This is a genomic window from Pseudoalteromonas sp. SCSIO 43201, from assembly GCF_023716725.1.
GTDB lineage: Bacteria > Pseudomonadota > Gammaproteobacteria > Enterobacterales > Alteromonadaceae > Pseudoalteromonas > Pseudoalteromonas peptidolytica.
Window position 1 is genome coordinate 2,527,941 of sequence record NZ_CP072683.1, and the last position, 23,688, is coordinate 2,551,628.

The window sequence follows — 23,688 nt, forward strand, 5'->3', positions numbered from 1 at the left end:
TTATTCACATTGCAACCCATCTCTGAGCCACCTTTACATAATTAAAGAAATACAGACTTTTCGACATAAGATTTTAAGTCGCCATTAGTGCTTTACGGGCATATTTGCCGTTACGTGTTAATGGCAATTGCGACCAGATCTGTAGCCTGTCAATCAACATGTACTTTGGTAACAACTTTGCACAATACATTTTCAATTCAAGCAAGGTCGGTGCTTTTTCCTTGATTGTAATGTGGGCATGTAATTGTTTATCTTCATTTAGTACTACAACACATTCTGCTACGTGCTTGTGTTGATTCAAAGCATGCTCTACTTCACCTAAATGAATGCGATAGCCCTTTACTTTAACCATATGATCTTCTCGACCGTTGTACATAAGTTCACCGAACTCGTTAAAGTAGCCTAGATCCCCTGTATTATAGTATTCACTATTCTGAGCAGTCTTTCCCCAGTATCCGGCAAATACGGTAGGCCCTGAAACACAAATAAAGCCCCGTAAACCTTGTGAAAGTTTGTCTCCTTGCTGGCTTCTAATGGTGATAACGCTGTTACTGGCGGGATAGCCAATAGGAAGAAGATCAGGAACATGCTTACCCACTTCATAGTAGGTGCACACATTAGTCTCTGTTGGGCCATAAAAGTTGTACAGTCGCGTATCCGGTAATTGTGCTCGTAATACTTTTAATGCTTTTATCTCGAACGCCTCTCCAGCAAAAATAACGTGTGTTAAGCGTTCACAGCGCTCGCCAAATAGTGGTTCTGCTTCTAACATAAGCTTAAGTGCAGTAGGCACTGAGTACCACACTGTTATCTTTTGCTGCTCAATGAAGTCGATTAACTGCTTTGGCACATAACTTAATAACTCAGACACCAAATGTACGCTTGCACCAGACAGTAAAGACACATAAATATCGAATACTGAAAGGTCAAAATGCCATGGAGCATGGTTTGCAAACCTATCTTGCTCACTCAAGGTGAGCTTTTCTTTCGCCCAACCAATAAATGCTAGCGCATTTTCATGGGTTATCTGGACACCTTTTGGTGTACCTGTAGAACCTGATGTATACAACATATAGGCTACGGCCTGCGGATTGACCTTTACAGGGGATGAAAGCCTCGTCGCTTGCATCGCATCATTCCAGCAAGTCAATGACGAGATAAGTTCAGCTTTGCCATAGTACTCTTCATTCAGCACAATAACCTGACACTGAATCGAAAAGTCGCGAGTGCACTGATCTAACTGCTCAGCTGAAGTAACTAATACACTAAGCTGGCAATCCTTTCTTATTTCCTCAACACGCCGAATTGGGTTTGCAGGGTCTATTGGCACGTAAATCGCGCCAATATGAGTAACAGCAAGCATAGCAGCGAGGGCACGGCATGACTTGTCTACCCATAAGCCAACACGGTCACCAGAGCGGACTCCCAAACGCTCTAAATGTCCTGCAAAATGGAAAACCGCCTCGCACAGTTCATCATAATCCATGCTTAACAAACCATCATGAACAGCCAACTTGTGTTCACCAGCAATAGCCTTACCTTGGAGTAAAACCTCATTTAGATTTTTCATAGTAAGCCCAGCCTGTTACATATTAATTCTCTTTGAATATCAGACGTGCCAGAAAAAAGTACTGACCCTAACGCATCCTTAATGCTTCCATTTACGCCGCCTTCATCAAGATAACCCAGTGCTCCATGTATTCTAATCACATCTAGTCCTGATTGGACGAAAGCTTCACTGATGGCGAGTTTACTCATGGCCACTGCTTTGGTGTTGTCTACATCTTGCGACTTCTGCCAAGCGGCAAAATAAAGTAATAATCTTGCGCTTTGAAGTCTCACTTCCATATCGGCGATACGGTGTGATACCGCCTGAAATTTACTTATCGTCTTATCGCCCTGCTTTCGCAAGTTTGCATACTCAATACAGCAGTCTATATCGCGTTGCATCACACCAATAAATAATGCAAATAAGCAACAGCGTTCCCAATCCATTGATGCCGCAAATATCCTCGCACCTTGGCCTTCGTCACCTAATACGTACTTTTTGTGGACTTTCACATCATCAAAAAACACCTGATTTAGCTGAGCCGAGTGCAAACCCAGCTTTTTATAACTATTACCTACCTCTATTCCTGGTAAGTTAGCGGGGATAACAAATGCTGTCTGACCGAGGTACCCATACTTAGCATTGGTCGTTGCATAGGCAATAAAGTAGTCAGCAACACTGCCATTGGTCACATAGGACTTTGCTCCTTTGATGATATAATAATCACCTTCAAGACGTGCCGTTGTCGCTAACTTCGCGATATCAGAACCTGCTTCTGCTTCTGATATCGCATTTGCTGCAATTTTTTCTCCTGTGGTGAGCGAAGGTAATAGCTCTTGCTTTATCTCCTCACTACCATGTTCGTAAATTGGCATGACACAAGCAAAAGTATGTGCGGCTCCTGCAAACAATAACCCTGTGTCTGCACCGCCTTGCCCTAACCCTTCTAATACTTTTACTGTCGTTAAAATATCTAGGCCAGAACCACAAGGTGAGTATTTACTATCGACAGGTAATCCAAAGTAACCGAAATCACCTAAAGATTTCCATAAATCAAACGGAAATTCCCCTGCTTTTTGGGTGGTCGACCTTAAGTCAGACGAATAACTTAAAGCATGCTCAAATAATGACAGCTGTGCCTCATTCCATTCAAAATTCATTTGTATCCCCTACTTGTTATACGTTATTGGGTAATTCCCTTAACTTGCCATTTGTTTACGGTCGTATTCTTCAATCGCATTTCTAAAGATGGCAGGCGCTTTCCACCCTTCACAATCAAAACAACAGCCACCGAGCAGACGGATAACTTCATCTCTGAGGTCTGGGTTTTGCATTTGATAGCCAAAGAAAATAGGGTAAATCCAAAAATAGCGGATCAGATCAGCTGCAATCTGCTGACCGCCATTACTCCAATCACGATAAGCATAGAAAGGCGCTTTCCAATCCTGCCCAGCAACAACCTGTGCAATTGCTTCTGCAGCTCGGATCCCTTCTTTCATCGCGAATGACACACCGTAAGAGAAAATGGGATCTAAGAACCTATGTGCATCGCCGATACACATCCAACCGTCACCTACAAATGGCTCAATTCGGTATGAGAAATCAGCCATTGACTGAGAGTCACCTTGACGTTCAGCATTTTTAAAGCGTCGCTTAAGTTCAGGACTAATATGCTCCATTCCCCATGCGATCGCATCATCTGGGTTTTTACACTCTTTGTAATAAAGATCTTTTGGAATAACCACACCCAAGCTGTCAGTATCTGGTGAAATTGGGATGATCCAAGACCAGTGATACTGCTTTGAATACAGTATGGTGGTATTGGTCGAAAATGGTGGCAAGTCTCGCTCCACACCTTTGTAGTGAGCAAATGATGCAATTTGTTGTGAGAAAAACTCGATTTGTCGTTTTCCAGCCACGCCTTTTCTCGATAAGAAAGTATTCTGACCGCTGGCATCAACCAATACCTTTGACCTAACTTGGTGTTCGACGCCATCGGCTTTGTAAAGCGCACCGACCACTTTCTCTCCATCTTTAATCACATCAGTGACCATACCAAGCTTATACTCCACTCCATGCTCAACGGCTTTGCGCTTGATCATATCGTCAAAGTCACTTCGACGTACTTGCCACGTGGGTGCAAGAATAGGGATGAAGAATTCATTTTTTGACAGTGAGCCAATTACGTTTACGCCCGGTTTGTCAGGAAAGCCCGCAGCATCCATATCCTCCGCTAAACCTAAGTCACGGATAATTTGTCCTGCATTTCCTGTTAACGACTCACCGATATGGAACCTTGGAAATTGCTCTTTCTCAATACACAAAACAGATAGGCCTTTCTTACGGCATTCTATTCCACACAAGCTACCAGCAGGTCCACTACCGATAATTACCACGTCATAATGTGTAAATCCGTTCATTACATTGCCACCTTATTTAAAAAATCTTCAACTACCCATACAAACTCTTCTGGTCGCTCTGAGGCAGAAAAGTGTCCACAACGTGATAAACGCGTAACCGTCGCATTTTCAAGGCGCTCGGCTGCTTTTTCACTCCACTCAGGAGGAATAATTTGATCATGGTTACCGGCAATAAATAAAGTAGGTACCTTCACGTCATCAAACGTAGTTGCCATTGATTTACGTGCATATTCATCGAGGAAAGAATGATATGCAGGGCGAGAAAGTACATCATTAAGTAAGTCTTCCAGAGCCGGTGTCATTTTTGGAGGATGGTAGTACGCAGCAGCTAAAAATTGTTCTGGGTTTGAGGACATTTTCTTCAGATCACCCCACCAGCTCTCGACATCATCAACCAAACCAAAGCCTGTACAAACTAGTGCTTTGACTTTATCAGGATAACGACGTGCTACTTCTGTTGCGATCATGCTACCAGCTGAGTTGGCCACTAATACCCACTCCTGCTCTTCCAACGTTTCTAGATACTGTAAGGTAAACTCTACATGGTCTACGTATGATGGTGCTTCGTTTTGACTCTGACTCAAGCCAAATCCTGCTAAGTCTAATGCCACTGCATTATGACGACCTTGCAAAGAGCGCAATGTTGAAGACCATGAGGTTGAAGGGTTACCAAGTGCCGGAAGCATGATCCACAAAGGGCCTTTGCCTTTGACTCGTAGCGTATGCTGTTTAAATCCATTGCCTGCATCCACAAGCTCTCTTTGGATCCCGTAGCTCTCTTGTAGACAGACTAGACGCTCCAACTCTGATACATCATCATTGCGCTCAGTGTCATCAACTCCAGATAACGATTTAATTAACAGTGAAAGTGTTTTTATATTTTCAAAATGCACTGGTGTAATATTATTCTCAGGGATTTTTGCACCGTAACGTTGATCGACATGTGCAAGTAACCGAACCATAGATAGAGAATTTAATATACCAAGTTCAAGTAATGGTGTATTTTCATCCAAATCTGGCGCTGCACCTTCGAGTAGATCGTTATTTATAAAGTCTATTAATTCTTTTTCCACCTTTAAAACTCCATTAGATTAAAATTCAAATAAAACAATATAGAAATATTAAAACAATAAAATAGCCAAGTGGGACTATAAAATTAGTTACATCGGACTATATGAAAAAACAAACTAACAGGTAATTTATTAGTTCTTATTTTAAAAATTAATAATGGAGTTACTATGCTAAAAATCACATTTATTCAGCATGACGGTGAAACCATCGAGACCGAAGTGGAGCCTGGGATGTCTATTATGCAGGCTGCAATAGAAAACCTAGTGGAAGGTATTGAAGGAGAATGTGGTGGTTCGGGAAGCTGTGCAACCTGTCATTGTTATTTGTCAGAACAATGGTCAGATAAAGTGACGCAACCTGACAATAATGAAAGCCAAATGCTGGAAATGGTTAACGATACAACAGCTTTTAGCCGCCTAAGTTGCCAAGTAAAAATTACCAAAGAGCATAATGGATTAAGCGTTACGCTGCCCGAGTCTCAATATTAAAAAAGGAAGCACAATGAAAAGGTGTATTATCGTTGGTGGTGGCCATGCTGGAGCAGAAGCCGCTTTTGAGCTGCGCAAAAAAGGCTGGCAAGGAGAAATCATCATAGTCAGTGCAGAGAGTTATTTACCCTATCATCGTCCTCCTATTTCAAAAACTTATTTAACGGGAGAGACACCTCTCAAGCGGCTGTACATTAAACCAGCGGCGGCCTACGAAAAAGCACATATCAGTATCAAGTTGACAGCACAAGTAATTGATATTAATGCACTAAAACATACTATCACTTTAGATTCAGGTGAGTTACTTAATTATGATAAGCTGATCCTATGCACAGGTTGTAGTTCAAGAAAACTGACTGTGCCAGGCGCTGAACTTGGCAATGTATTCTCAATTAGAACATTAGACGACATCGAACATATTGCACGCGCACTTGGGAGTAACCAGCCCCCTAAACATATCGTCATGATTGGTGGTGGGTATATAGGCTTGGAAACTGCTGCATCTTTTAAAAAGCTAGGCCATCACGTCACTATTTTGGAGAGAGGCAACCGCATTTTAAATCGTATTGCAGCCGAACCCATTGCCGCCCATATCACAAAACTACATCAGTCTCAGGGCGTCAGTATTTTCACCGACAAAAGCGTCATCGCATTGACTGGAGAGCAAACTGTGCAAGCAGTTCATTGTAGTGAAGGAGAATCTTTTAAAGCAGATATCGTTGTGATCGGCATAGGTGCAGAGCCAAACACTCGCCTAGCAAACCATGCTGGCGTCATGACAAAGCAAGGTAGAATAGAAGTCGATCAGCAAGGAAAAACCTCTGTGCCTGATATTTATGCGGCTGGTGATTGCACTGTTGGTATTGAGCCCTTTAGTGGCCAAAATACCACTTTAGAGTCTGTACCTAGTGCTGTGCAACAGGCCAAAATGGTAGCAGCAGCGATATGTGAAGTCCCCCAACCACAAATACAAGTGCCGTGGTTTTGGTCTGATATCTTTGATTGTAAATTACAAATAGCTGGTTTGTATCAAGGTTACGACACGGTAATTGAGAGAATATATAACAGCGATAGTAAGAGCTACTGGTACGTAAAATCTCACAAAATAATTGCAGTTACGTGTATTAACTGTCCTGCTGATTTTCAGGCTGGTAAGAAGGTTTTAAAAGAAAATATTACGCTCTGCTTATCAGAACTAAAAAACATAGATAATCCCATTATCCCCAAAGCCAATACTATACCAGCTTAATCGCATGCTGGGAGTATAATAATTATATCTTCCAGCACTACTGAATTAAGTCTTAACCTATGCCATTTATAAATAGGTTATAGACGTAGTCAGCCCATTCTTTACCAGAGATTTGATCATCATTAATATCCCAAACTCCCTTCCTAATATCATCAAGCAAAAAAGGCGATATAATTAAAGAAACCAGATTAAATGCTGCAAGATTTGCCTTCACCTCATCTTCAATAGAGGTTTCTTTCATGATCAGTTTGGGGAGTAATTCAGAAACTTTTCCAGGAAAAGCATTGATAAAAGCGTCACTCAACGGTGTTGATTTAAACATAACTTCTTCTTTTAAGATCGACACCACTGCTGGATTAAAACTTATAATATCACTTAATGTTATTATAAATTCGTATAGTGGCCTATTTTCACTCTCTATTTTTTCAAGCTTATCCAGTAAGGGGGCTGACAAGCTCTCTACAACTGCAATAAAAAGATTTTCTTTGCTGCCAAAATAATATTTTATCATTGCTGAGTTTAGCTGTGCCTCATTTGCAATGTCTCTGATTGTAATTTTACTGTATGGCTTATTGTCTAGTAATGACTTTCCTGCTTCTATTAATTTGTTTTTTTGCTTGGCTTGTCTTTCACCGTCAACCGGACGACCTTTCTTTGTATTCTTCATAGATAGATTCTTGTTATTATTATAGAACTAGTGATAGTGTAGATAAATATGATAGCTTGTTGATCCAACCTCAGCCGCGATTAATAGCAATAAAAAGCTAACGAGTTGGCCGACGCTCACTTTTGAGCAAACGTATGCACCGAGCGGCGCACCAATAACCACAATGGGAATGGCAGCCAACAGGTAGCCCTGTATTTGATGGTCAATTACATTTAAATGCCATGCGTTAATAACACTCCCCAGTACAGATACAAACGCCATAACAATAACAGAGGTTGCTGTCGCTTTTTTCATATCCGCATGACAAAAAATAACTAAAAACGCGAATAGTATGATGTCCGAGCCAGACCCCACGAGTCCGCTTGCAATGCCGCCAATCAAGGCAACCATCATAATCTGACGTTTTTTAGGTTGTATTGAGAAACATGTCACTTGATGGTGTAACTTTCCTCGGATCCTGTAGATCATTGTGATAGCAAAACAAAGCAATAAAAAGCTAAAAATAGCTTTGACAATAGTGCTTTCAACTATCGGAGCCAAAATGATTAAACTCAGTGCAATACCTACTGCCGACATCGGCAAAGCGACTAAGACTTCACGTCGGTAGTAAGGTATACCACGAGAAATAATAGTTAATGCCGCCGCAGTCATACCAAAACTCTGTATCGCTAGAGAAAATACTTTCGCTGTGTACGGTTCAATATTCAGTACTTTAGTCATAATTGGAAACGCGACGGCACCACCGCCTAGCGCCGTACCACCAGCCACGAATGAGCCAAATACCATAGTCAAGGCAATTTGAAACTCACTCACGATTTGATATAGCGCAGAGCTAAATCCTTGCAGCCATATTAGTGACAAATAAACCAATAGGGTGAAATATAAAGGGAAATAGCTTGTTCGGTATAATTTATTTAAATAGACCATTTTTATTTATAAAATTTCAAAAATATAAATAAATACTACACAACAAATATAAATAAAAAATAGTCAATATGGACCATGTTGACTAACGCCACATTCAACTCATTTTTAAGCTTTGAATAATAGTAAGAACTCTTTTTTTATTTTCATCGCTTCAACCTTTATATCTTCATCAGCATTTTCCAAGGTGCGAGCAAGGATTGCATTAAAAAAACAGTTACTTTTAGAACGAGAAATAATAAATTCTGCAGCATCACTAGGGTCTACTGCCTTCAATTCCCCTTTGTCAATCTCAACGGCAAGTGAATTAGCAAGCTTTGAGACTCCTTTTCTAGGCCCAAACCGTAAAAATGCTTCTCCTATCTCATCAAAGTGTCCAGAATAGTAAATAGCATTTCTTAGCAAGTTTACATACCATGGATCGGTGATAAAACTGATGTACTCAAAAGCCTTTTTGTAAATAAAGTCCTCTAATGTTTGCTTGTCACCACGCGGTTCAAACATCTTTTCTATCTGCTTTTCACACTCACCAATTAAGATAGCGACAAACAACTTTTCCTTCGTTTTATATCTAGAATAGATAGTCGGCTTACTCACTTTAGCTGCTTTGGCGATGTCATCGACTGATACACCATCCAAACCATTTTTGATAAAAAGTTTGGTTGCCGCATCTTTGATAGCCTTGTCTTTTTGTTCTGCTCTGGTACTCAAATATTTTCTTCTCCCGATGATGTGAGTGGCTGCTCATTAATCTCAATGCTATTGCTGGCATCACGATGAAAGACTTTTTCTTTGCTGGTTAGAATTTCATATAATACTGGGATCACAAACAAGGTTAATGGCGTCCCGATCCCTAACCCAAACGCAATAGCGACAGCCATGGAAAAAAACAATACATCATTGCCCATAATGAGTGGCAATAACCCCACTATTGTTGTAATTGATGTGATCAATATTGGTCTCATCCTTACACTGGCCGCCTCAACAAGTGCTTCTCTAAACGACACACCGGTGTTTTTACGTTCAATGTCGGCACGGTCAATCAACACAATTGCATTATTGATAATGATACCCGCAAGCGCGAGTAAACCAAGGATCACAATAAAGCCAAACTCTCCTCCCATCAGCTGTAGTCCACTGCCTGCACCAAATACCACCAAAGGTATGGTCAACAATATGACTATTGGTCGCCTAAATCCACCAAACTGTGAAATCAATATCAAGACGATGATACAAAATGCCAATGGAAAATTAGCCGCCAACGCCGCTTTTCCTTTTTTAGAATCTGCAATGATACCATCAAATTCAATGGAGTAACCCTCAGGTAGATGCGCATTTAGCTCTGTGATTTGCTTCTGTACCATCGGTGCAAGATCTTCTGGTGAATATTTCAAATTACGCCCTTCGATTGTCACCGTAGGTATACCATCTTCTTTTTCTATTACTGGAAACCCTGTTTCATAACTCACGGTAATGAGTTGTTCCAATGGAATTGGTTCACCTGAAAGAGGTGAAATAATTGTCTCTGCTTTTAATGCAACCACATCTAGATGTTCAGCTCCTCTTAATACCACCGGCACGTTGTCATCGTCCTGCCTAGATACAGACACAACCGTGCCATTCAAAAACTGAGAAATAGTAGTAAGGACTTGAACCTCTGAAATGCCAGCTTGCTCTGCCAATATCTTGTTAACACTAATATTGGCTCTTGTCGATAAATTGAACCAATTTGACCAAATGTGTATCATATCAGGGTACGATTCAAACATTTTGATCACTTTCTGTGATCCGTTAAAGACTTGGGCGTAATCAGGGCCTTTATACTGGACTTGTAACACCGTCGGATCAGAGGGACCTGTAAACATCCCGGATACCCTAAATTGCACATCAGGTATCACAAGCTTGGCAACCTTTCTAAGCTGCACTAATGTTTCCTCTACCGCTTCACGGGATGTTAAATCGATAAGCAAAAAGCCAACGTTATTTGCAGGATCTAATGGCGCAAGGGAAAAAATAAACCTTGGTCCGCCAAATCCAACATATCCCATTACATGATTCACATAAGGAAAAGTGCCGTCATCATTAAGTGCTTCTGTCAGTTCTGTCATGGCCGCCTCTGTGACTAAGGTAGAGCTTCCCGCTGACGTATTGATATAAGCTAAGAGTTGATGCCGCTCGCTGGATGGAAAAAATTGCTTTGGCGTTGATGAAATTAGCTTTACACCGACAAAAAATAGCGCCAGCGCACCCAATATCACCCATTTTTTATGGTTAAGTGCAAGCGTTAGTAGCGTTCGGTATTGTGTTTCCAGCTTTTTAAATACTCGCGTGACCGATGTTGTTTGTACCGGCTTTTTAGAGACAAAGAAGTAGCACATAGTAGGGGTAACTGTCATCGCAAATAACCATGAAATTGCCAATGATATCAATACTACCAGTGAGATATTCCGAGTGAACTCACCAGCCCCATGTTCAGCCATCATCAACGGAATGAATACAATCACTGTCGTTGCTGTTGAAGAAAGTAGCGGTAATGCTAGTTCTTTGCCGACTTCAGCTAACGCGTGATATTTATCTTGGTGTTCTTCGTACCGTCGTTTAAATTGCTCTGCCACGACAATTCCATTATCCACAAGCAAACCTAGCGCAATGACTAAAGTGGCAAGACTCATTCGTTCTAGCTGCATTTCAAAAAGTCCCATTACCGCAAGTGTGGCTAGCATCACACACGGTACTATGGCACCAACGATTAGCCCCATCCGAAGACCCAAAAAGACCATCACTACTGCCAGTACAATAAACAGCGTTTGCAACACGTTTAGAGACACACCGTAAACCGCTTTTTCCACTTCAATACTCTGTTTTGAAACAATATTCAGTTCTATTTCTTGGGATAAGTTTTTCTGGATATCGGATAATGCTTGGTCGAGGCGTTTAGTGTAATTGATCACACTTTGCTCTGGTTGCATCACCACAGATAACACAACGGCTCGCGATCCGTTAAAGAATGCCGCTTGTTGATAGGGACTTTTCGTTGTTTTAGTGACAGTCGCGACATCGCCTAGCGTGATGATCCCATGCGGAGCAGTATTGCTTTTATCGCGAATTAAAATGGGTAAGTTCAGTAACTTGTCTTCTCTATCCAATCCGATATTGGCGCTCACAAGAATAGAATACGCATTGGTATTTACAGCTCCAATCGCTTCATAGTTATTGTTCTTTTTTATCACTTGTGAAATTTCATTTTTGGTCAGCCCAAAGGCCTCTAGTGCAGCATCATTAAAATCAATATAAAACACTTCTTCAGGGCTACCATGAATGCCTACTCGACGCGTCCCCTCGATAAAAACTAGCTGATCTCTGATACCTTGTGCAACATCGTATATGTCGTCCAATGCTATTGACTTTGATGTCAATGCAAAGGTCATAACAGCCACATCACCAAAGTCGTCATTAACTACCGGTTTACTCGCACCTTGAGGCAAGCTGAGGCTAGCAAACTCCACGGCTTCGGCTAGTTCATCCCATATCTGGTCAAGTTCACTATACTTGTCCTCAACCTTCGCATGGATAATAGAGCGTCCATCCATAGAGGAAGACCTGACTTCATCCAGTTCAGGCAAGGTAACGATGGCAGCCTCTAATGGCCTTGTAACCAACCTCTCTACATCTTCGGCCTTCATATTTGGAAAATTAGTTGAAATCACAGCCTCTCGGATGATCACCTCGGGGTCTTCCCTTGCTGGTAAAGTGAAAAAGCTCACTATTCCAAAACACATGGCTAGTAATACTGAGGTCAAGATTAACGCTCGTTGTTTATACGCGATTACCGAAATAGACATAACTGGCTCCTTACAAGTTAACTAGCTCAACAGCTTGTCCACTTGCAAGCCCCTGACCACCATGTAAAATAATTTTGCTATCTACTTCTAATTCACCATGTATAAATACTCGGCCGCTGCGGATCCGCGCGATTTTCACGACTTTTTTGGATACCGTTTGGGTGTCAGGCTCTAAAACCCAAACAAAGTGACTATTATTGGTATCACGACGTAATGCTGTGACTGGGATAGAATAATTGTGCTGCGTGCTTTTAATATTCAATGAAACATTAACTGGAGCGCCCGGCACCACAAACTCTGAATACTTACTCTTTAATACGATTAACGCTTCAATAAGGCCATTGGCACTTGCCTGGCGGTTAATGCTCTTGATCATCCCGTAAAGTTGATGCTGCTCTAAGGTAGACATGGATACCTGCTGACCTACAGTAAGCTGATTAACATGTTGATACGGGATCCGCGTCAATACTTCTAGCGTGGTATTGTCTGATTTTACTGATAATATGGCTTGATTGGCTGATACATGCTGATTTTTTTGCGCGAACTTTCCAGTTACACTACCATCAAAAGGCGCGATGATTTTAGTATCCAATACCCCTTTTTTTGCTATATCTCGTTTAGCCTCAAGTAGGTTCACTTGCGCCAATGCACTGTCTACTTTTAATTTCCATAAATCGACTTCAGTATCGGGAACTAATGAGCGTTTGCTCAGTGCTTTTCTTCGCTCCAATTCAATGACTGCGTTTTCTAAATCATATTTAGCTTGATTTACACTCGCTTCTGCTTCTTTCAAAGCAAGCTCAGAGGTAATTGGGTCTAATCTTGATAGTATCTGACCTTTGCTAAAACTATCACCGATGTCCAAATCCAATGAAATAATTTTACCTCTAACCTCAAAACTTAACTCACCGCGGTCATGCGCTCGTACATAGCCCAAATAAGATTGCTCAATATAGTCATTACCAGGCTCTACCCGCGTAATGCTCACTTGAGGTCTTTGTTCAACCTCGTCTTTATTTGGTGCAGCACTGCCACAGCCTAATAAATGTAACGCCAAAAAACCAACCAAATAAAGGCTATTAACTCTCGATACCAACATAATTTATCCCTTATGCCTGTGAGTAAGTTTCTTATCGTGAACAGTAAATGGCGCCACTGATCCGACGTGAGAAATGTATATGACGGCAAAACTATACTACACGGTTTAGTTTATTTGCAAGTTAAACTAAAACGAACAAAATAACTGCAACTTAGTAGCAGTTAATTTATTACTTCGCGCCAGTTAGCCGCTTACTGATCAAACCTTGCCCCATCGTGCGCTCATCACTCGCAATTGTTATCTAATTAGTGTAAAACAGGTTTCTATTGATGTTGCGTGCACGATACAGGATCCTAAGTGGCATTACCGAACAAAGTAAAAACGCTCCTTGATGAAGCACAAGCGTTGTCAGATTATCGAGACTGCCTGGCTTATTTTTATAAATGGTTAAGTAACCAGTTTTCCAAACAGCCCGTTCGAAACCTAATTAACTCGCGCGCTGAGTTTATCGACCGACTACTTATCAAATTATTTAATGATACCGGTCTTGCACAGCACCCTGACCTTGCGCTTATCGCAATCGGCGGCTACGGGCGAGGAGAATTACACCCGTTTTCTGACATCGACTTCCTGGTACTAACCAAAGATACTCCTTGCGAGCAAGTGACCACTGGACTTGAGCAATTTGTCACATATCTTTGGGATCTCGGTCTTGATATTGGTCATAGTGTGAGAACACACGAACAGGTACTTGATCAAAAACAGAATGATGTGCACTTCACTACTAGTCTATTAGAGAGCCGTTTGATCTGCGGTAATCACATTGAATATGAGCGCCTTAAGCGACACATCATAGAAACTCCTATTTGGCAATCGAGTGACTTTTTCATAGCTAAGGTCAACGAACAAAAAATTCGCCACAAAAAATGTCATGGTACCGCGTATAACTTAGAGCCAAATATCAAAGAAAACCCCGGTGGTCTGAGAGACTTACAGACTATATTCTGGGTAGCCAAAAAGCACTTTCATGCTGAAACCCTCGAAGAGCTAATTAACCATGGTTACCTCACTCATGAGGAGTACCAAGAGTTACTGGAATGTATCGAAAACCTCTGGAATATCCGCTTTGCACTGCATTTAGCAGCTGGGCGCAGCGAAAATAGATTATTGTTTGATCACCAGCCTCACGCAGCAGAACTACTTGGGTTTGGCTCTGAAGGTAAGGCATCCGTTGAACGAATGATGAAGCGTTTATTTAGGATCATGAGCCGAGTACGCGAAATGAACCAAATGCTGCTGTCGTATTTTGAGCAAAGTATTTTACCAGAGCAGGTTGAACTTGAAGCCATTCCTCTTGATAGAAATTTTGAGCGGCTCGGTAATAAGATCCGAGTGAAAAACCCCTCAGTATTCTTTCGTCGTGAAAACCTCTTTGTTCTTTTTGAGCATATTGCGGATAACCCAAGGATCACCCAAATTGACCCAAGTACCATCCGTACGATGCGTCAGGTAAGACGTCGTTTATTGGGCGACTTGCAAGATTATGCAGGGTGTCGAGATGCCTTTTTACGCTTGCTCAAACATCCAAATGGCATGGGTAGAGCCTTTACATTAATGCACAAGCACGGTCTTATTGCCGCTTACTTACCGCAATGGCGCAATATTTTCGGCCAAATGCAGTTTGACCTATTCCATGCCTATACCGTTGATGAGCATACGCACAAACTTATCAACAATATTTATCGCTACTTTGACAAAGAACACATCAGTGAATTTCCCATTTGCTCTGAGATAGTTGCCCGCATGGACAAACCAGAGCTGCTGTACTTAGCCGGTATTTTTCATGATATTGCCAAAGGCCGGGGCGGCGATCACTCCGAACTTGGGGCAGTAGATGCCATGGCCTTTACTAAGATGCACGGATTTACACAGTCAGATGCGAAGCTTGTGGCGTGGTTGGTGCAGCACCATTTATTGATGTCAGTGACGGCTCAGCGCAAGGATATTAACGATCCTGATGTTATCGCGGAATTTGCACAAAAAATAAAAAACGAACGTCAACTAGATTATCTTTATTGCTTAACAGTTGCCGACATTAGAGCCACCAATGACAATCTTTGGAATGACTGGAAAAACACGTTATTACGAGAGCTATACCTACATACTCAACGCGCGCTCAGATTGGGTCTTGAAAACCCTATGGATATGCGCGATCAAATCCGGGATAAAAAGCGCCAAGCAAAACAGCGGTTGATTAATTTAGGCTATTTTGAGGAATATATTGATTTAATTTGGTCACGCTTTAAAGCAAATTACTTTACTGCCTTTAGCGAGCAACAAATTTCGTGGCACTCAGAGCACTTACTGCAATCAAACGACCTTAGCCAGCCAAGTGTTATTGTTTCAAATAAACCCATGCACGGTGGCACGCAAGTATTTGTGTATAGTCCCTATGAGTCGGCACTGTTTGCCAAGCTAGTCAGTGTCATTGGCTCTAAAAAAGCACAGATCCAACACGCACAGGTAATGACAACCAAAGACAGCTACGTCGTCTTTAGTTTTGTCATTTTAGAAGTGAACGGCGATCCGCTCAGTACCAGCCGTGCAGCTGGCATCAGAAAAGGTCTGGAAACGCTACTTAAAGATCCGAAGAAAAAAATCCGAATTAAAAAGAACCGCTCGCAAAAGTTTAAAGACTTTAACATCAGACCAAAAATTATTTTGCGCCCACATGCACGCGAAAATCGTAGCCTAATTGAAATTCAGGCTATTGATATTCCTGGACTGCTGACTAAAATTGCTGAGGTGTTCCAAGCCTATTCACTTCATATTCATGCCGCACGCATTACAACCGTCGGCGAACGTGCAGAAGACTTTTTCGTGGTCTCGAACAAAGACTATGAGGCGCTCGACGAAGTACAAAAAGCCGAGCTTCACCGAGCGCTACTTAAAAAATTAAATGCTGAAACAGAGTAAAGAGGAATTTATGTCTGATTTAAAAACGACGATTGAAACCGCGTGGGAAAACCGCGATACCATTACCCCAACGGCAGTATCAGACGAAGTAAAGCAAGCGATTGTTCAAGCGCTTGAGCTTTTGGACTCTGGTGCTGCGCGCGTTGCTGAGAAGATTAGTGGTGAGTGGGTTGTGCACCAATGGCTAAAAAAAGCGGTGTTACTGTCTTTTAGAATTCGTGATAACCAACCGATGAGCGATGGTGTAAATCAGTTTTACGATAAAGTGCCACTGAAGTTTTCTGATTACACACCTGAGCAGTTCCAACAAGGCGGCATGCGCGTGGTACCAAATGCGGTGGCTCGTCAAGGTAGCTTTGTGGGTAAAAACGTTGTGCTGATGCCATCTTACGTAAATATTGGTGCTTATGTTGATGAAGGCACGATGGTAGATACTTGGGCTACGGTAGGATCGTGTGCACAAATTGGTAAAAACGTTCATCTATCTGGCGGTGTCGGTATCGGCGGTGTGTTAGAGCCGTTACAAGCTAATCCAACCATTATTGAAGATAATTGCTTTATCGGTGCTCGCTCTGAGATTGTCGAAGGGGTTATTGTTGAAGAAGGCGCCGTTATTTCGATGGGGGTATATATTTCACAAAGTACACGTATTTATGACCGTGAGACTGGTGAAATCCATTATGGTCGAGTACCAGCTGGCGCAGTTGTAGTGCCAGGTTCACTTCCAAGCAAAGATGGCTCTCACAGCCTATACGCGGCTATTATTGTGAAAAAAGTGGATCAACAAACGCGTGAAAAGGTCGGCATTAATGCACTACTTCGCTCAATAGACGATTAATACCCATTACTTTAATTATGTGGTCTATTTTGGGGCAAAGAACTCTTGTCGATAACAACGCTTTCTTGCCCTGCTCACAGCGAGGTACCTACGCCCTACTGTAAGCAAGTATTAAGACTAATTGGTATAACAATCACACTTTTAGTATGAGGGAGCTTGAGGCTCCCTTTTTTCAGGTATTACCAACGATAATCTAGTGAAACGAGGACATTTCTCGGCCTACCAGGAAAATACCTTTCACCGCTGAACGACGTATAGTCAGCTCGCTCTGCGTAACGCGTATCCGTGAGGTTTTTCACTCTCATAGTCAGTGCAAGTTGAGGGCTGATCTGCCACCTTCCTCTTAGTGTAAGCAGATCGTGACCTGCGTAACGATGTTGGTTTTCAGGATCAGTAAAATAGCCTCCAACATGATGCCAAGCTAACGACCAGCGTAAACTTTCTAATGCCTGCCAATGTAGTTGCACATTCGCTAAATGCCTTGGTGCTGAGTCTAAATCATTCCCGTTGATATTAATGCCATTGAGGATGCTGTTTTGCTCAAAGGTGTGTTTGGCATGAGTCGCTGCCAGGTCAATCTTCCAATTTGATGATAGCTGATAGCGTAATTCTAATTCCATCCCTGCATGTTTCGAACGTCCATTATTAATATAGAAAAAATCACTATCACGGAAAATCAGGTTTTCTTTTTCCATGACATAAACGGCTGCCTGATATGTCAGTTTTTCTGTGCTACCCTTTACGCCAAACTCAATGTTGTTAGCGTTCTCCTCTTTGAGCGATGCTTTGCGCTGTGCTCGTTGCAACTGATATAACTCAGCGGCTTGTGGGGCACGATAACCACTAGATATATTCGCGTAGGCTATATGAGACTGCGCAAACGCATAACGTATCGCAAACTTTGGGGAAAAATAATCAAAGCGGTCTATGTCACTGGCTGGGCGACTATAACGACACCCCCCTTTGCTACATTCTGAACCATCTTCTTTGGTTCGTCCTACCGGTAAGAAGTTATGATAGTCATAACGCATTGATTCATAACGCCCGCCTAATTCAAGCAACCAGTTATCTTGCTGCCAGGTGAATTTTGCAAAAGGTGCGATTTGGCGAGCATCTACTTCATAGTCGTAGTGTCTTCCCGTTGGGATCGTAGCTTGTAAAAAAGGAGAACCTTGCGTTGGGGTTGGTTGATATTGCAACATCTCACCTTGGGTATACTCGGCATCTAACCCCCAGTCTAATTGAATATTTGTGCTTAGTTCACTTTGCACTAGAGTCTGCAACCCGACACCCGTTTGACCATTTTCTTCAAAGGGCTTACCTGGTAAAAAATGTTTAACAAACTCCATCTCCTGCCAACGTAAGTAAGGTTTTAGTAATACTGTATCGGTATTATTCCAAAGCCAAGAAACTTCACTCCATGCCCGAAATGATGAAGCTTTTCTAAATGCCTCAGGGTTTTCATTTTGCTTTGCTAGTGTCTCATCTTTATAACTATCAGCACCTGTTATATAGCCTGCAGTTTGCTGGTCTAAATGAGTATACGTCATACCTGAAACAACACTAGCAAACTGACCTTGGTGTTTGTGCTTGAGGCTTAACTTCTGCTGTTCTACGCCTTCACCATCGCGATAACCAGTATCTTTTGTGATCGTCAGCGCTGAGCCGAGCCCTAATGACTCACTGCCCGCTTGCATACGTGCTCGACTATAGCCATACGAACCAATATCCAAGCCAATACGTGCTTCATCCGAGGTAGTGTCAGAAGTGATCACGTTTACCACCCCATGAATGGCATTAGAGCCATAAAGTACGCTGTTTGGCCCTTTCAGCACTTCTATACGTTTTGCTGCTTCAAAATGAGATTCAAATAGTTCATTGATATTGCAAAATCCAGCGGCTCTAAGCGCAATGCCATCCTCCGCCGTTAAGAGTCCTCCACAGGCTCCGGCACCGGATAGTACTTGTGATCTTAGCGCTGGCAGATATTCTTGCCCATTTCCATGCTGCATATTGGCACCCGCTACTAGTCTAAGCGCCCTTTCAATATGAGTAACACCGATATCCTCTAACTGCACCTCGGACAATACTGACAGACTAACGGGGTTCTCTGTGCTAGTAACCGCCAGCCGTGATGCGGTTGTGGTTATAGTTTCCAATTCATTACTTGATGCAGCGATACTTAACTGTGGCGCAAAACCAAGCACTGCTAGAGCAGACACTAATTTTTTCATTCTATTACCAATTCAATTAACTTAATTAAGTGCTCTATTTGAAGCGAGAAAGCTTTATTGACAGCACCCCTAGCGCATTTTGCAATCTCCCAAGGTACTATCAGACAAAAAGAAAGGGCTACTCAGCCCCTTATCATAATGCTTTACTTGGTGTTACGCTTGCCTTGCCTCTAGCATCAATCGCTTCATGTCGCGGACTGCCTTTTCTAAGCCATCAATCGCCGCCCTTGCGATAATCGCATGACCAATATTTAGTTCATAAATTTCTGGCATTTCTGCGATCGCTTTCACGTTGTGATAATGAAGACCATGCCCTGCGTTCACGATAAGCCCTAAACCGTGTGCATATTGCACACCTTCACGGATCCGTTCTAGCTCAGCCTTCATTTCAGTGTCATTTTCAGCATCAGCATAAGCACCGGTGTGGATCTCAATATAAGGTGCACCTGTTTCCTTTGCAGCGTCTAGCTGCTTTTTATCAGCATCAATAAATAAACTTACTTTAATACCAGCGTCAGCTAAACGCTCGGTTGCTGCTGTGATCTTTGCTAAATTTCCAGCCACGTCTAGACCACCTTCAGTGGTAAGTTCTTCACGTTTTTCTGGCACGAGGCAAACGTATTCTGGCTTTACTTCACAAGCAATGTCGAGCATTTCGTCAGTCACTGCAATCTCAAGATTCATACGTGTTTGGATGGTTTTAGCCATCACATAAACATCGCGGTCTTGAATATGACGGCGGTCTTCACGTAAGTGAATGGTAATACCATCTGCGCCCGCGTGTTCAGCAACAGCTGCCGCATGTGCAGGATCTGGGTAACTTGTACCGCGAGCCTGACGGAGCGTCGCAATATGATCTACGTTTACCCCAAGTAAAATATCTCTCATTGTTTATCCCTTGATAATAATATCAATTTTCTTAATTAAGTGGTCTATTTTGAAGCGAGAAAATTTTGTCGATAACCCCGCTACCGCATCCTGCTATCGCCAAGGTACCTACATCCTTGTAGGCAAGGCAAAAATTTTGCTATTTAGTTGTTCTAAATAAGAAATTTTTAACGCGGTTACCGTCAGATTTACTCCTTCAAATTGAGCAAGTATTAAGTCAAATTGGTATAAGACATTGTGTGCGATTCATCGCCCACCACTGCAATACTGGTATTATTGTACTGCGCTTTGTTAAGTGATTTTATTTCTTTGAAATAAATAGTTCTCTGCTTTTAAGGCCCTGCTTACCAACCAAAGGCGCCATTAGCTTGCGAGTTAGCCACTTTGCCGCCCTGCGTACCGCAAGGTCTTCATAATCATGAGCAGCAATTGCCAATAGCATACTACCTGGTATCGTATCAGGTTCCCGACCAACTGCAATAAAACCATATTCAGCAATATACTTATACGCTGCTTTTGGCTTGATTGGATTACCATCTGCATCAAATTCTAATTCGACTGCAAACCCGAGTTCTGCAAGCAGTTGTAGTTCAAAACTGCGCAATATTGGTTCAACATCGTCATCTTCGGCCAGACGAGTAAGATGAAGCTGATACAGCTCAAAAATTTGCTCTAAAGGTTCGTTTGTTGGCACAACTCGTTGTGTCAATTCGTTAAGGTACAAACCACAATAAAGCTGACGGCCAAGTAACTGTATTTGATTATCAGTAGGTTCAAATCGATTTACGTACTTGAAGTCATATTTACCGGCATATTGCAGCAATAGTAGGGAAAAAGGTCGCAGTTGAGCGTTATGTTTGAGGGCTTGCTTGCCCTTGACGCGGGCAAGCATTTTGAGTTGTCCAACACCTTCGACAAGCACATCAAGCAGCACCTGAGAATCGCTATAAGGTCTGCGATGCAACAGGTAAGCCTGCCGAAAGTCGCTGTCCAATCAGTCTTCTCCGTATCCTAAGCTACGAAGAGCACGTTCGTCATCTGCCCAGCCAGATTTTACTTTAACCCAGCATTCTAGATAAACTTTATTATCAAGCATGTTTTCAAGATCTTTACGCGCTTCGCGACCAATGACTTTTAGCTTCTCGCCTTTATTTCCTATGACCATACGTTTTTGCGACTCTCGCTCAACTAAGATCAAAGCATTGATCTGCCAAACTCCGTTGTCCTGCCACTTAAACTGTTCGATTTCTACGGTAACTGAGTACGGTAGCTCATCGCCCATAAAGCGCATTAACTTCTCACGCACAATTTCCGCCGCTAAGAAACGCATAGAGCGGTCTGTCACATAATCTTCTGGGAAATAAAACTCACACGCAGGTAGGCGTTTGTGTACTTCCTCTTTGATCATATCAACGTTCTTACCTTGCTTAGCCGAAATTGGAACTATGCCGATAAAATCGCCCTGCTCACTCAGCCATTGAATATGTGGCATCAACAAGTCTTTATCTTTGACTTGGTCGGTTTTGTTCATGATAACCAAAATTGGACGACCACTGTCTTTTATCTTAGTTAGCACCATCTCATCATCAGCTGTCCAGTGCGTCCCCTCAACAACAAACAATACCAGCTCTACGTCACCGATAGAGCTTGAAGCGGCTCGGTTCATCAAACGGTTAATGGCGCGTTTCTCTTCAATATGAAGTCCAGGAGTGTCAACATACACCGCTTGATAGTTACCCTCAGTGTGGATCCCCATAATGCGGTGGCGTGTCGTTTGTGGTTTGCGTGAGGTAATACTTACCTTTTGCTCGACCAACTTATTTAATAGTGTCGATTTACCTACGTTAGGTCTACCGACTATGGCAATCATGCCGCAATGCGTATCAAGCGTCATTCTTTAAAATCTTTAGCGCTTTTTCGGCAGCTTTTTGCTCAGCTTTGCGTCGCGAGCTGCCTACTGAAATTATACTTTCCATCCCTTCCACTATACATTCAACCGTGAATGTTTGGTTATGAGCTTGCCCTTTTGTATCAATGACAGTGTAACCTGGCAGTGGCAATTTGCGTGCCTGAAGATACTCTTGAAGCAATGTCTTTGGATCTTTTTGATTGTGGCCTGGCGAAATAGCAGTCAGTCTTGACTCATACCAATTTAACACCAAGTTTTGGCATACCTCGATATCTGAATCAAGAAATACCGCGCCGATGATTGCTTCTACTGCATCTGCAAGTGTCGATTCTCGACGGAAGCCACCACTTTTCAGCTCGCCTGGACCTAAACGTAAGTAGTCTCCAAGCGCAAACTCCACTCCGAATTCAGCTAAGGTTTGGCCACGAACCAATGTTGAGCGCATGCGGCTTAAATCACCTTCACGCGCTTTAGGAAATTTGTGATACAACGCATTGGCGATCACAAAGCTTAAAATAGAGTCACCCAAAAATTCTAGACGCTCGTTGTGCTGGCCTTTGTGACTGCGATGCGTCAAAGCCTGCTCAAGCAGCGCCTTATCAGAGAAGTTGTACCCTATTTTATTATAAAGTTCTTCTACATTTCTTTTCATTGTTACTGAATACTACCTAGGCGTTCAAAACGAACACCAGTTGGAACCCACCCTGGCAAAATACTGTCTGGGCCATTATCAAAGTCAAAGCTTAGCCAAATAAATACCGCTCGGCCAACCAGATTTTCGTCTGGTACAAAGCCCCACATACGACTATCTTGGCTATTATTACGGTTATCTCCCATCGCAAAATAACTGCCCTCAGGCACTACCCACTCATCGCGGCGAGTACCAGGTTGCTGATAGTAGCGATCTGTTAGCTCTAATACTTCAGGGTTAATTAAAATATCATGCTCTACATTAGGCAAATGCTCAGTTAAACGCACTAACTGCATTGGCCCTTGTTTAAATTCGTCGCGGTTAACAATATCGACATCAATCTTATTGTACTCACCACACGTTAGACCATTGACTTCACTTTGTCCTTCATCACACTTTGGCTTTATGTAAAGCTGGCGATTGCGATAAACTATATGATCGCCGGGTAAACCAACGATACGTTTAATAAAATCAATACGTTCGTCTAGCGGAAACTTAAACACAGCAATATCACCACGCTCAGGTGTACCTGTTTCGATGAGTTTGCTACGCCATACCGGATCTTTTATTCCGTATGCGTACTTTTCCACCAAAATAAAATCACCATCCAACAAAGTTGGCATCATCGAACCTGACGGGATTTGAAACGGCTCAAATATAAACGAACGAAAAATTGTGATCGCTGCAATCATCGGGAAGATTGATTTTGCATTTTCAACAATGGCAGGTTCAGGTGCAATCTCTGCAATGACGTCGTCATCTAACTGTGTGTCAGACGTACCTTGCGCGATAGCAAGCCTAGCTTGTCTTTTTGGCGCGTACACCAAATGATCGATCAACCAAATAAGGCCTGAACCGACCGTGAGTAGCACCAATAAAATTGAAAAATAACCTGCCATTTGT

19 protein-coding genes are annotated in these 23,688 nt (G+C 42.3%); 4 read left to right on the forward strand and 15 right to left on the reverse strand.

Features of this window, described 5'->3' with window-relative positions; all coding sequences use genetic code 11:
* Positions 1-73: 73 nt before the first annotated feature.
* The 4 genes from J8Z24_RS10785 to J8Z24_RS10800 are packed head-to-tail and all read right to left on the reverse strand — an operon-like array spanning position 74 to position 5,042.
* Positions 74-1,570, reverse strand: coding sequence for an amino acid adenylation domain-containing protein (locus tag J8Z24_RS10785; protein WP_176032711.1), 1,497 nt, complete (start codon positions 1,568-1,570; stop codon positions 74-76).
* The gene (locus J8Z24_RS10790; protein ID WP_128731455.1) at positions 1,567-2,709 is read right to left on the reverse strand and encodes an acyl-CoA dehydrogenase family protein; all 1,143 of its coding nucleotides are present in this window, start codon (positions 2,707-2,709) and stop codon (positions 1,567-1,569) included. Before J8Z24_RS10790 ends, J8Z24_RS10785 begins: the two co-directional genes overlap by 4 nt.
* Positions 2,710-2,748: 39 nt before the next feature.
* On the reverse strand, positions 2,749-3,969 hold the full coding sequence (locus tag J8Z24_RS10795) for an NAD(P)/FAD-dependent oxidoreductase (protein ID WP_252094668.1): 1,221 nt from the start codon (positions 3,967-3,969) through the stop codon (positions 2,749-2,751).
* Complete coding sequence (locus J8Z24_RS10800) at positions 3,969-5,042, reverse strand: alpha/beta fold hydrolase (protein WP_176032714.1); 1,074 nt, start codon at positions 5,040-5,042, stop codon at positions 3,969-3,971. The genes J8Z24_RS10795 and J8Z24_RS10800 overlap by 1 nt, the downstream gene beginning before the upstream one ends.
* Before the next feature lie 165 nt (positions 5,043-5,207).
* On the opposite strand from J8Z24_RS10800, the gene J8Z24_RS10805 reads away from it, so the two are divergent.
* Both J8Z24_RS10805 and J8Z24_RS10810 read left to right on the forward strand, forming a co-directional pair.
* On the forward strand, positions 5,208-5,528 hold the full coding sequence (locus J8Z24_RS10805) for a 2Fe-2S iron-sulfur cluster-binding protein (RefSeq protein WP_125253119.1): 321 nt from the start codon (positions 5,208-5,210) through the stop codon (positions 5,526-5,528).
* A 13-nt stretch (positions 5,529-5,541) separates the two neighbouring features.
* Positions 5,542-6,777 carry an NAD(P)/FAD-dependent oxidoreductase gene (locus tag J8Z24_RS10810; RefSeq protein WP_252094669.1) on the forward strand — a complete coding sequence of 412 codons (1,236 nt, stop codon included), beginning with the start codon at positions 5,542-5,544 and terminating at the stop codon, positions 6,775-6,777.
* Positions 6,778-6,829: 52 nt separating this feature from the next.
* Here J8Z24_RS10810 and J8Z24_RS10815 read toward each other — a convergent pair whose 3' ends face one another.
* The 5 genes from J8Z24_RS10815 to J8Z24_RS10835 all read right to left on the reverse strand — a co-directional run bounded on the left by J8Z24_RS10815 (position 6,830) and on the right by J8Z24_RS10835 (position 13,309).
* Positions 6,830-7,444: a TetR/AcrR family transcriptional regulator gene (locus J8Z24_RS10815; RefSeq protein ID WP_252094670.1), complete on the reverse strand. Its 615-nt coding sequence runs from the start codon at positions 7,442-7,444 to the stop codon at positions 6,830-6,832.
* Positions 7,445-7,471: 27 nt separating this feature from the next.
* Positions 7,472-8,305: a sulfite exporter TauE/SafE family protein gene (locus tag J8Z24_RS10820; RefSeq protein WP_241651647.1), complete on the reverse strand. Its 834-nt coding sequence runs from the start codon at positions 8,303-8,305 to the stop codon at positions 7,472-7,474.
* Between the two features lie 171 nt (positions 8,306-8,476).
* A complete protein-coding gene (locus tag J8Z24_RS10825) occupies positions 8,477-9,079 on the reverse strand; it encodes a TetR/AcrR family transcriptional regulator (RefSeq protein WP_161972738.1) in 603 nt (200 codons plus the stop codon).
* Complete coding sequence (locus tag J8Z24_RS10830) at positions 9,076-12,210, reverse strand: efflux RND transporter permease subunit (protein WP_252094671.1); 3,135 nt, start codon at positions 12,208-12,210, stop codon at positions 9,076-9,078. Before J8Z24_RS10830 ends, J8Z24_RS10825 begins: the two co-directional genes overlap by 4 nt.
* 10 nt (positions 12,211-12,220) lie before the next feature.
* Positions 12,221-13,309 carry an efflux RND transporter periplasmic adaptor subunit gene (locus J8Z24_RS10835; RefSeq protein ID WP_252094672.1) on the reverse strand — a complete coding sequence of 363 codons (1,089 nt, stop codon included), beginning with the start codon at positions 13,307-13,309 and terminating at the stop codon, positions 12,221-12,223.
* Between the two features lie 297 nt (positions 13,310-13,606).
* Here J8Z24_RS10835 and glnD point away from each other — a divergent pair, with 297 nt between their 5' ends.
* Both glnD and dapD read left to right on the forward strand, forming a co-directional pair.
* Positions 13,607-16,225: a [protein-PII] uridylyltransferase gene (gene glnD, locus J8Z24_RS10840; protein ID WP_176032719.1), complete on the forward strand. Its 2,619-nt coding sequence runs from the start codon at positions 13,607-13,609 to the stop codon at positions 16,223-16,225.
* A 10-nt stretch (positions 16,226-16,235) separates the two neighbouring features.
* Complete coding sequence (gene dapD, locus J8Z24_RS10845) at positions 16,236-17,063, forward strand: 2,3,4,5-tetrahydropyridine-2,6-dicarboxylate N-succinyltransferase (RefSeq protein WP_125254434.1); 828 nt, start codon at positions 16,236-16,238, stop codon at positions 17,061-17,063.
* A 179-nt stretch (positions 17,064-17,242) separates the two neighbouring features.
* Here the strand turns inward: dapD and J8Z24_RS10850 are convergent, their stop codons facing one another.
* From J8Z24_RS10850 to lepB, 6 genes are all read right to left on the reverse strand, one after another.
* The gene (locus J8Z24_RS10850; RefSeq protein ID WP_252094673.1) at positions 17,243-19,297 is read right to left on the reverse strand and encodes a TonB-dependent receptor; all 2,055 of its coding nucleotides are present in this window, start codon (positions 19,295-19,297) and stop codon (positions 17,243-17,245) included.
* Between the two features lie 153 nt (positions 19,298-19,450).
* Positions 19,451-20,185 carry a pyridoxine 5'-phosphate synthase gene (gene pdxJ / locus J8Z24_RS10855; protein WP_176032721.1) on the reverse strand — a complete coding sequence of 245 codons (735 nt, stop codon included), beginning with the start codon at positions 20,183-20,185 and terminating at the stop codon, positions 19,451-19,453.
* 301 nt (positions 20,186-20,486) lie between these two features.
* Positions 20,487-21,179: a DNA repair protein RecO gene (gene recO, locus J8Z24_RS10860; RefSeq protein WP_176032722.1), complete on the reverse strand. Its 693-nt coding sequence runs from the start codon at positions 21,177-21,179 to the stop codon at positions 20,487-20,489.
* Complete coding sequence (gene era, locus J8Z24_RS10865) at positions 21,180-22,079, reverse strand: GTPase Era (protein ID WP_125254430.1); 900 nt, start codon at positions 22,077-22,079, stop codon at positions 21,180-21,182.
* Positions 22,069-22,746, reverse strand: coding sequence for a ribonuclease III (gene rnc / locus J8Z24_RS10870; RefSeq protein ID WP_125254429.1), 678 nt, complete (start codon positions 22,744-22,746; stop codon positions 22,069-22,071). Before rnc ends, era begins: the two co-directional genes overlap by 11 nt.
* 2 nt (positions 22,747-22,748) lie before the next feature.
* Positions 22,749-23,684: a signal peptidase I gene (lepB, locus tag J8Z24_RS10875; protein ID WP_252094674.1), complete on the reverse strand. Its 936-nt coding sequence runs from the start codon at positions 23,682-23,684 to the stop codon at positions 22,749-22,751.
* Positions 23,685-23,688: the final 4 nt, after the last annotated feature.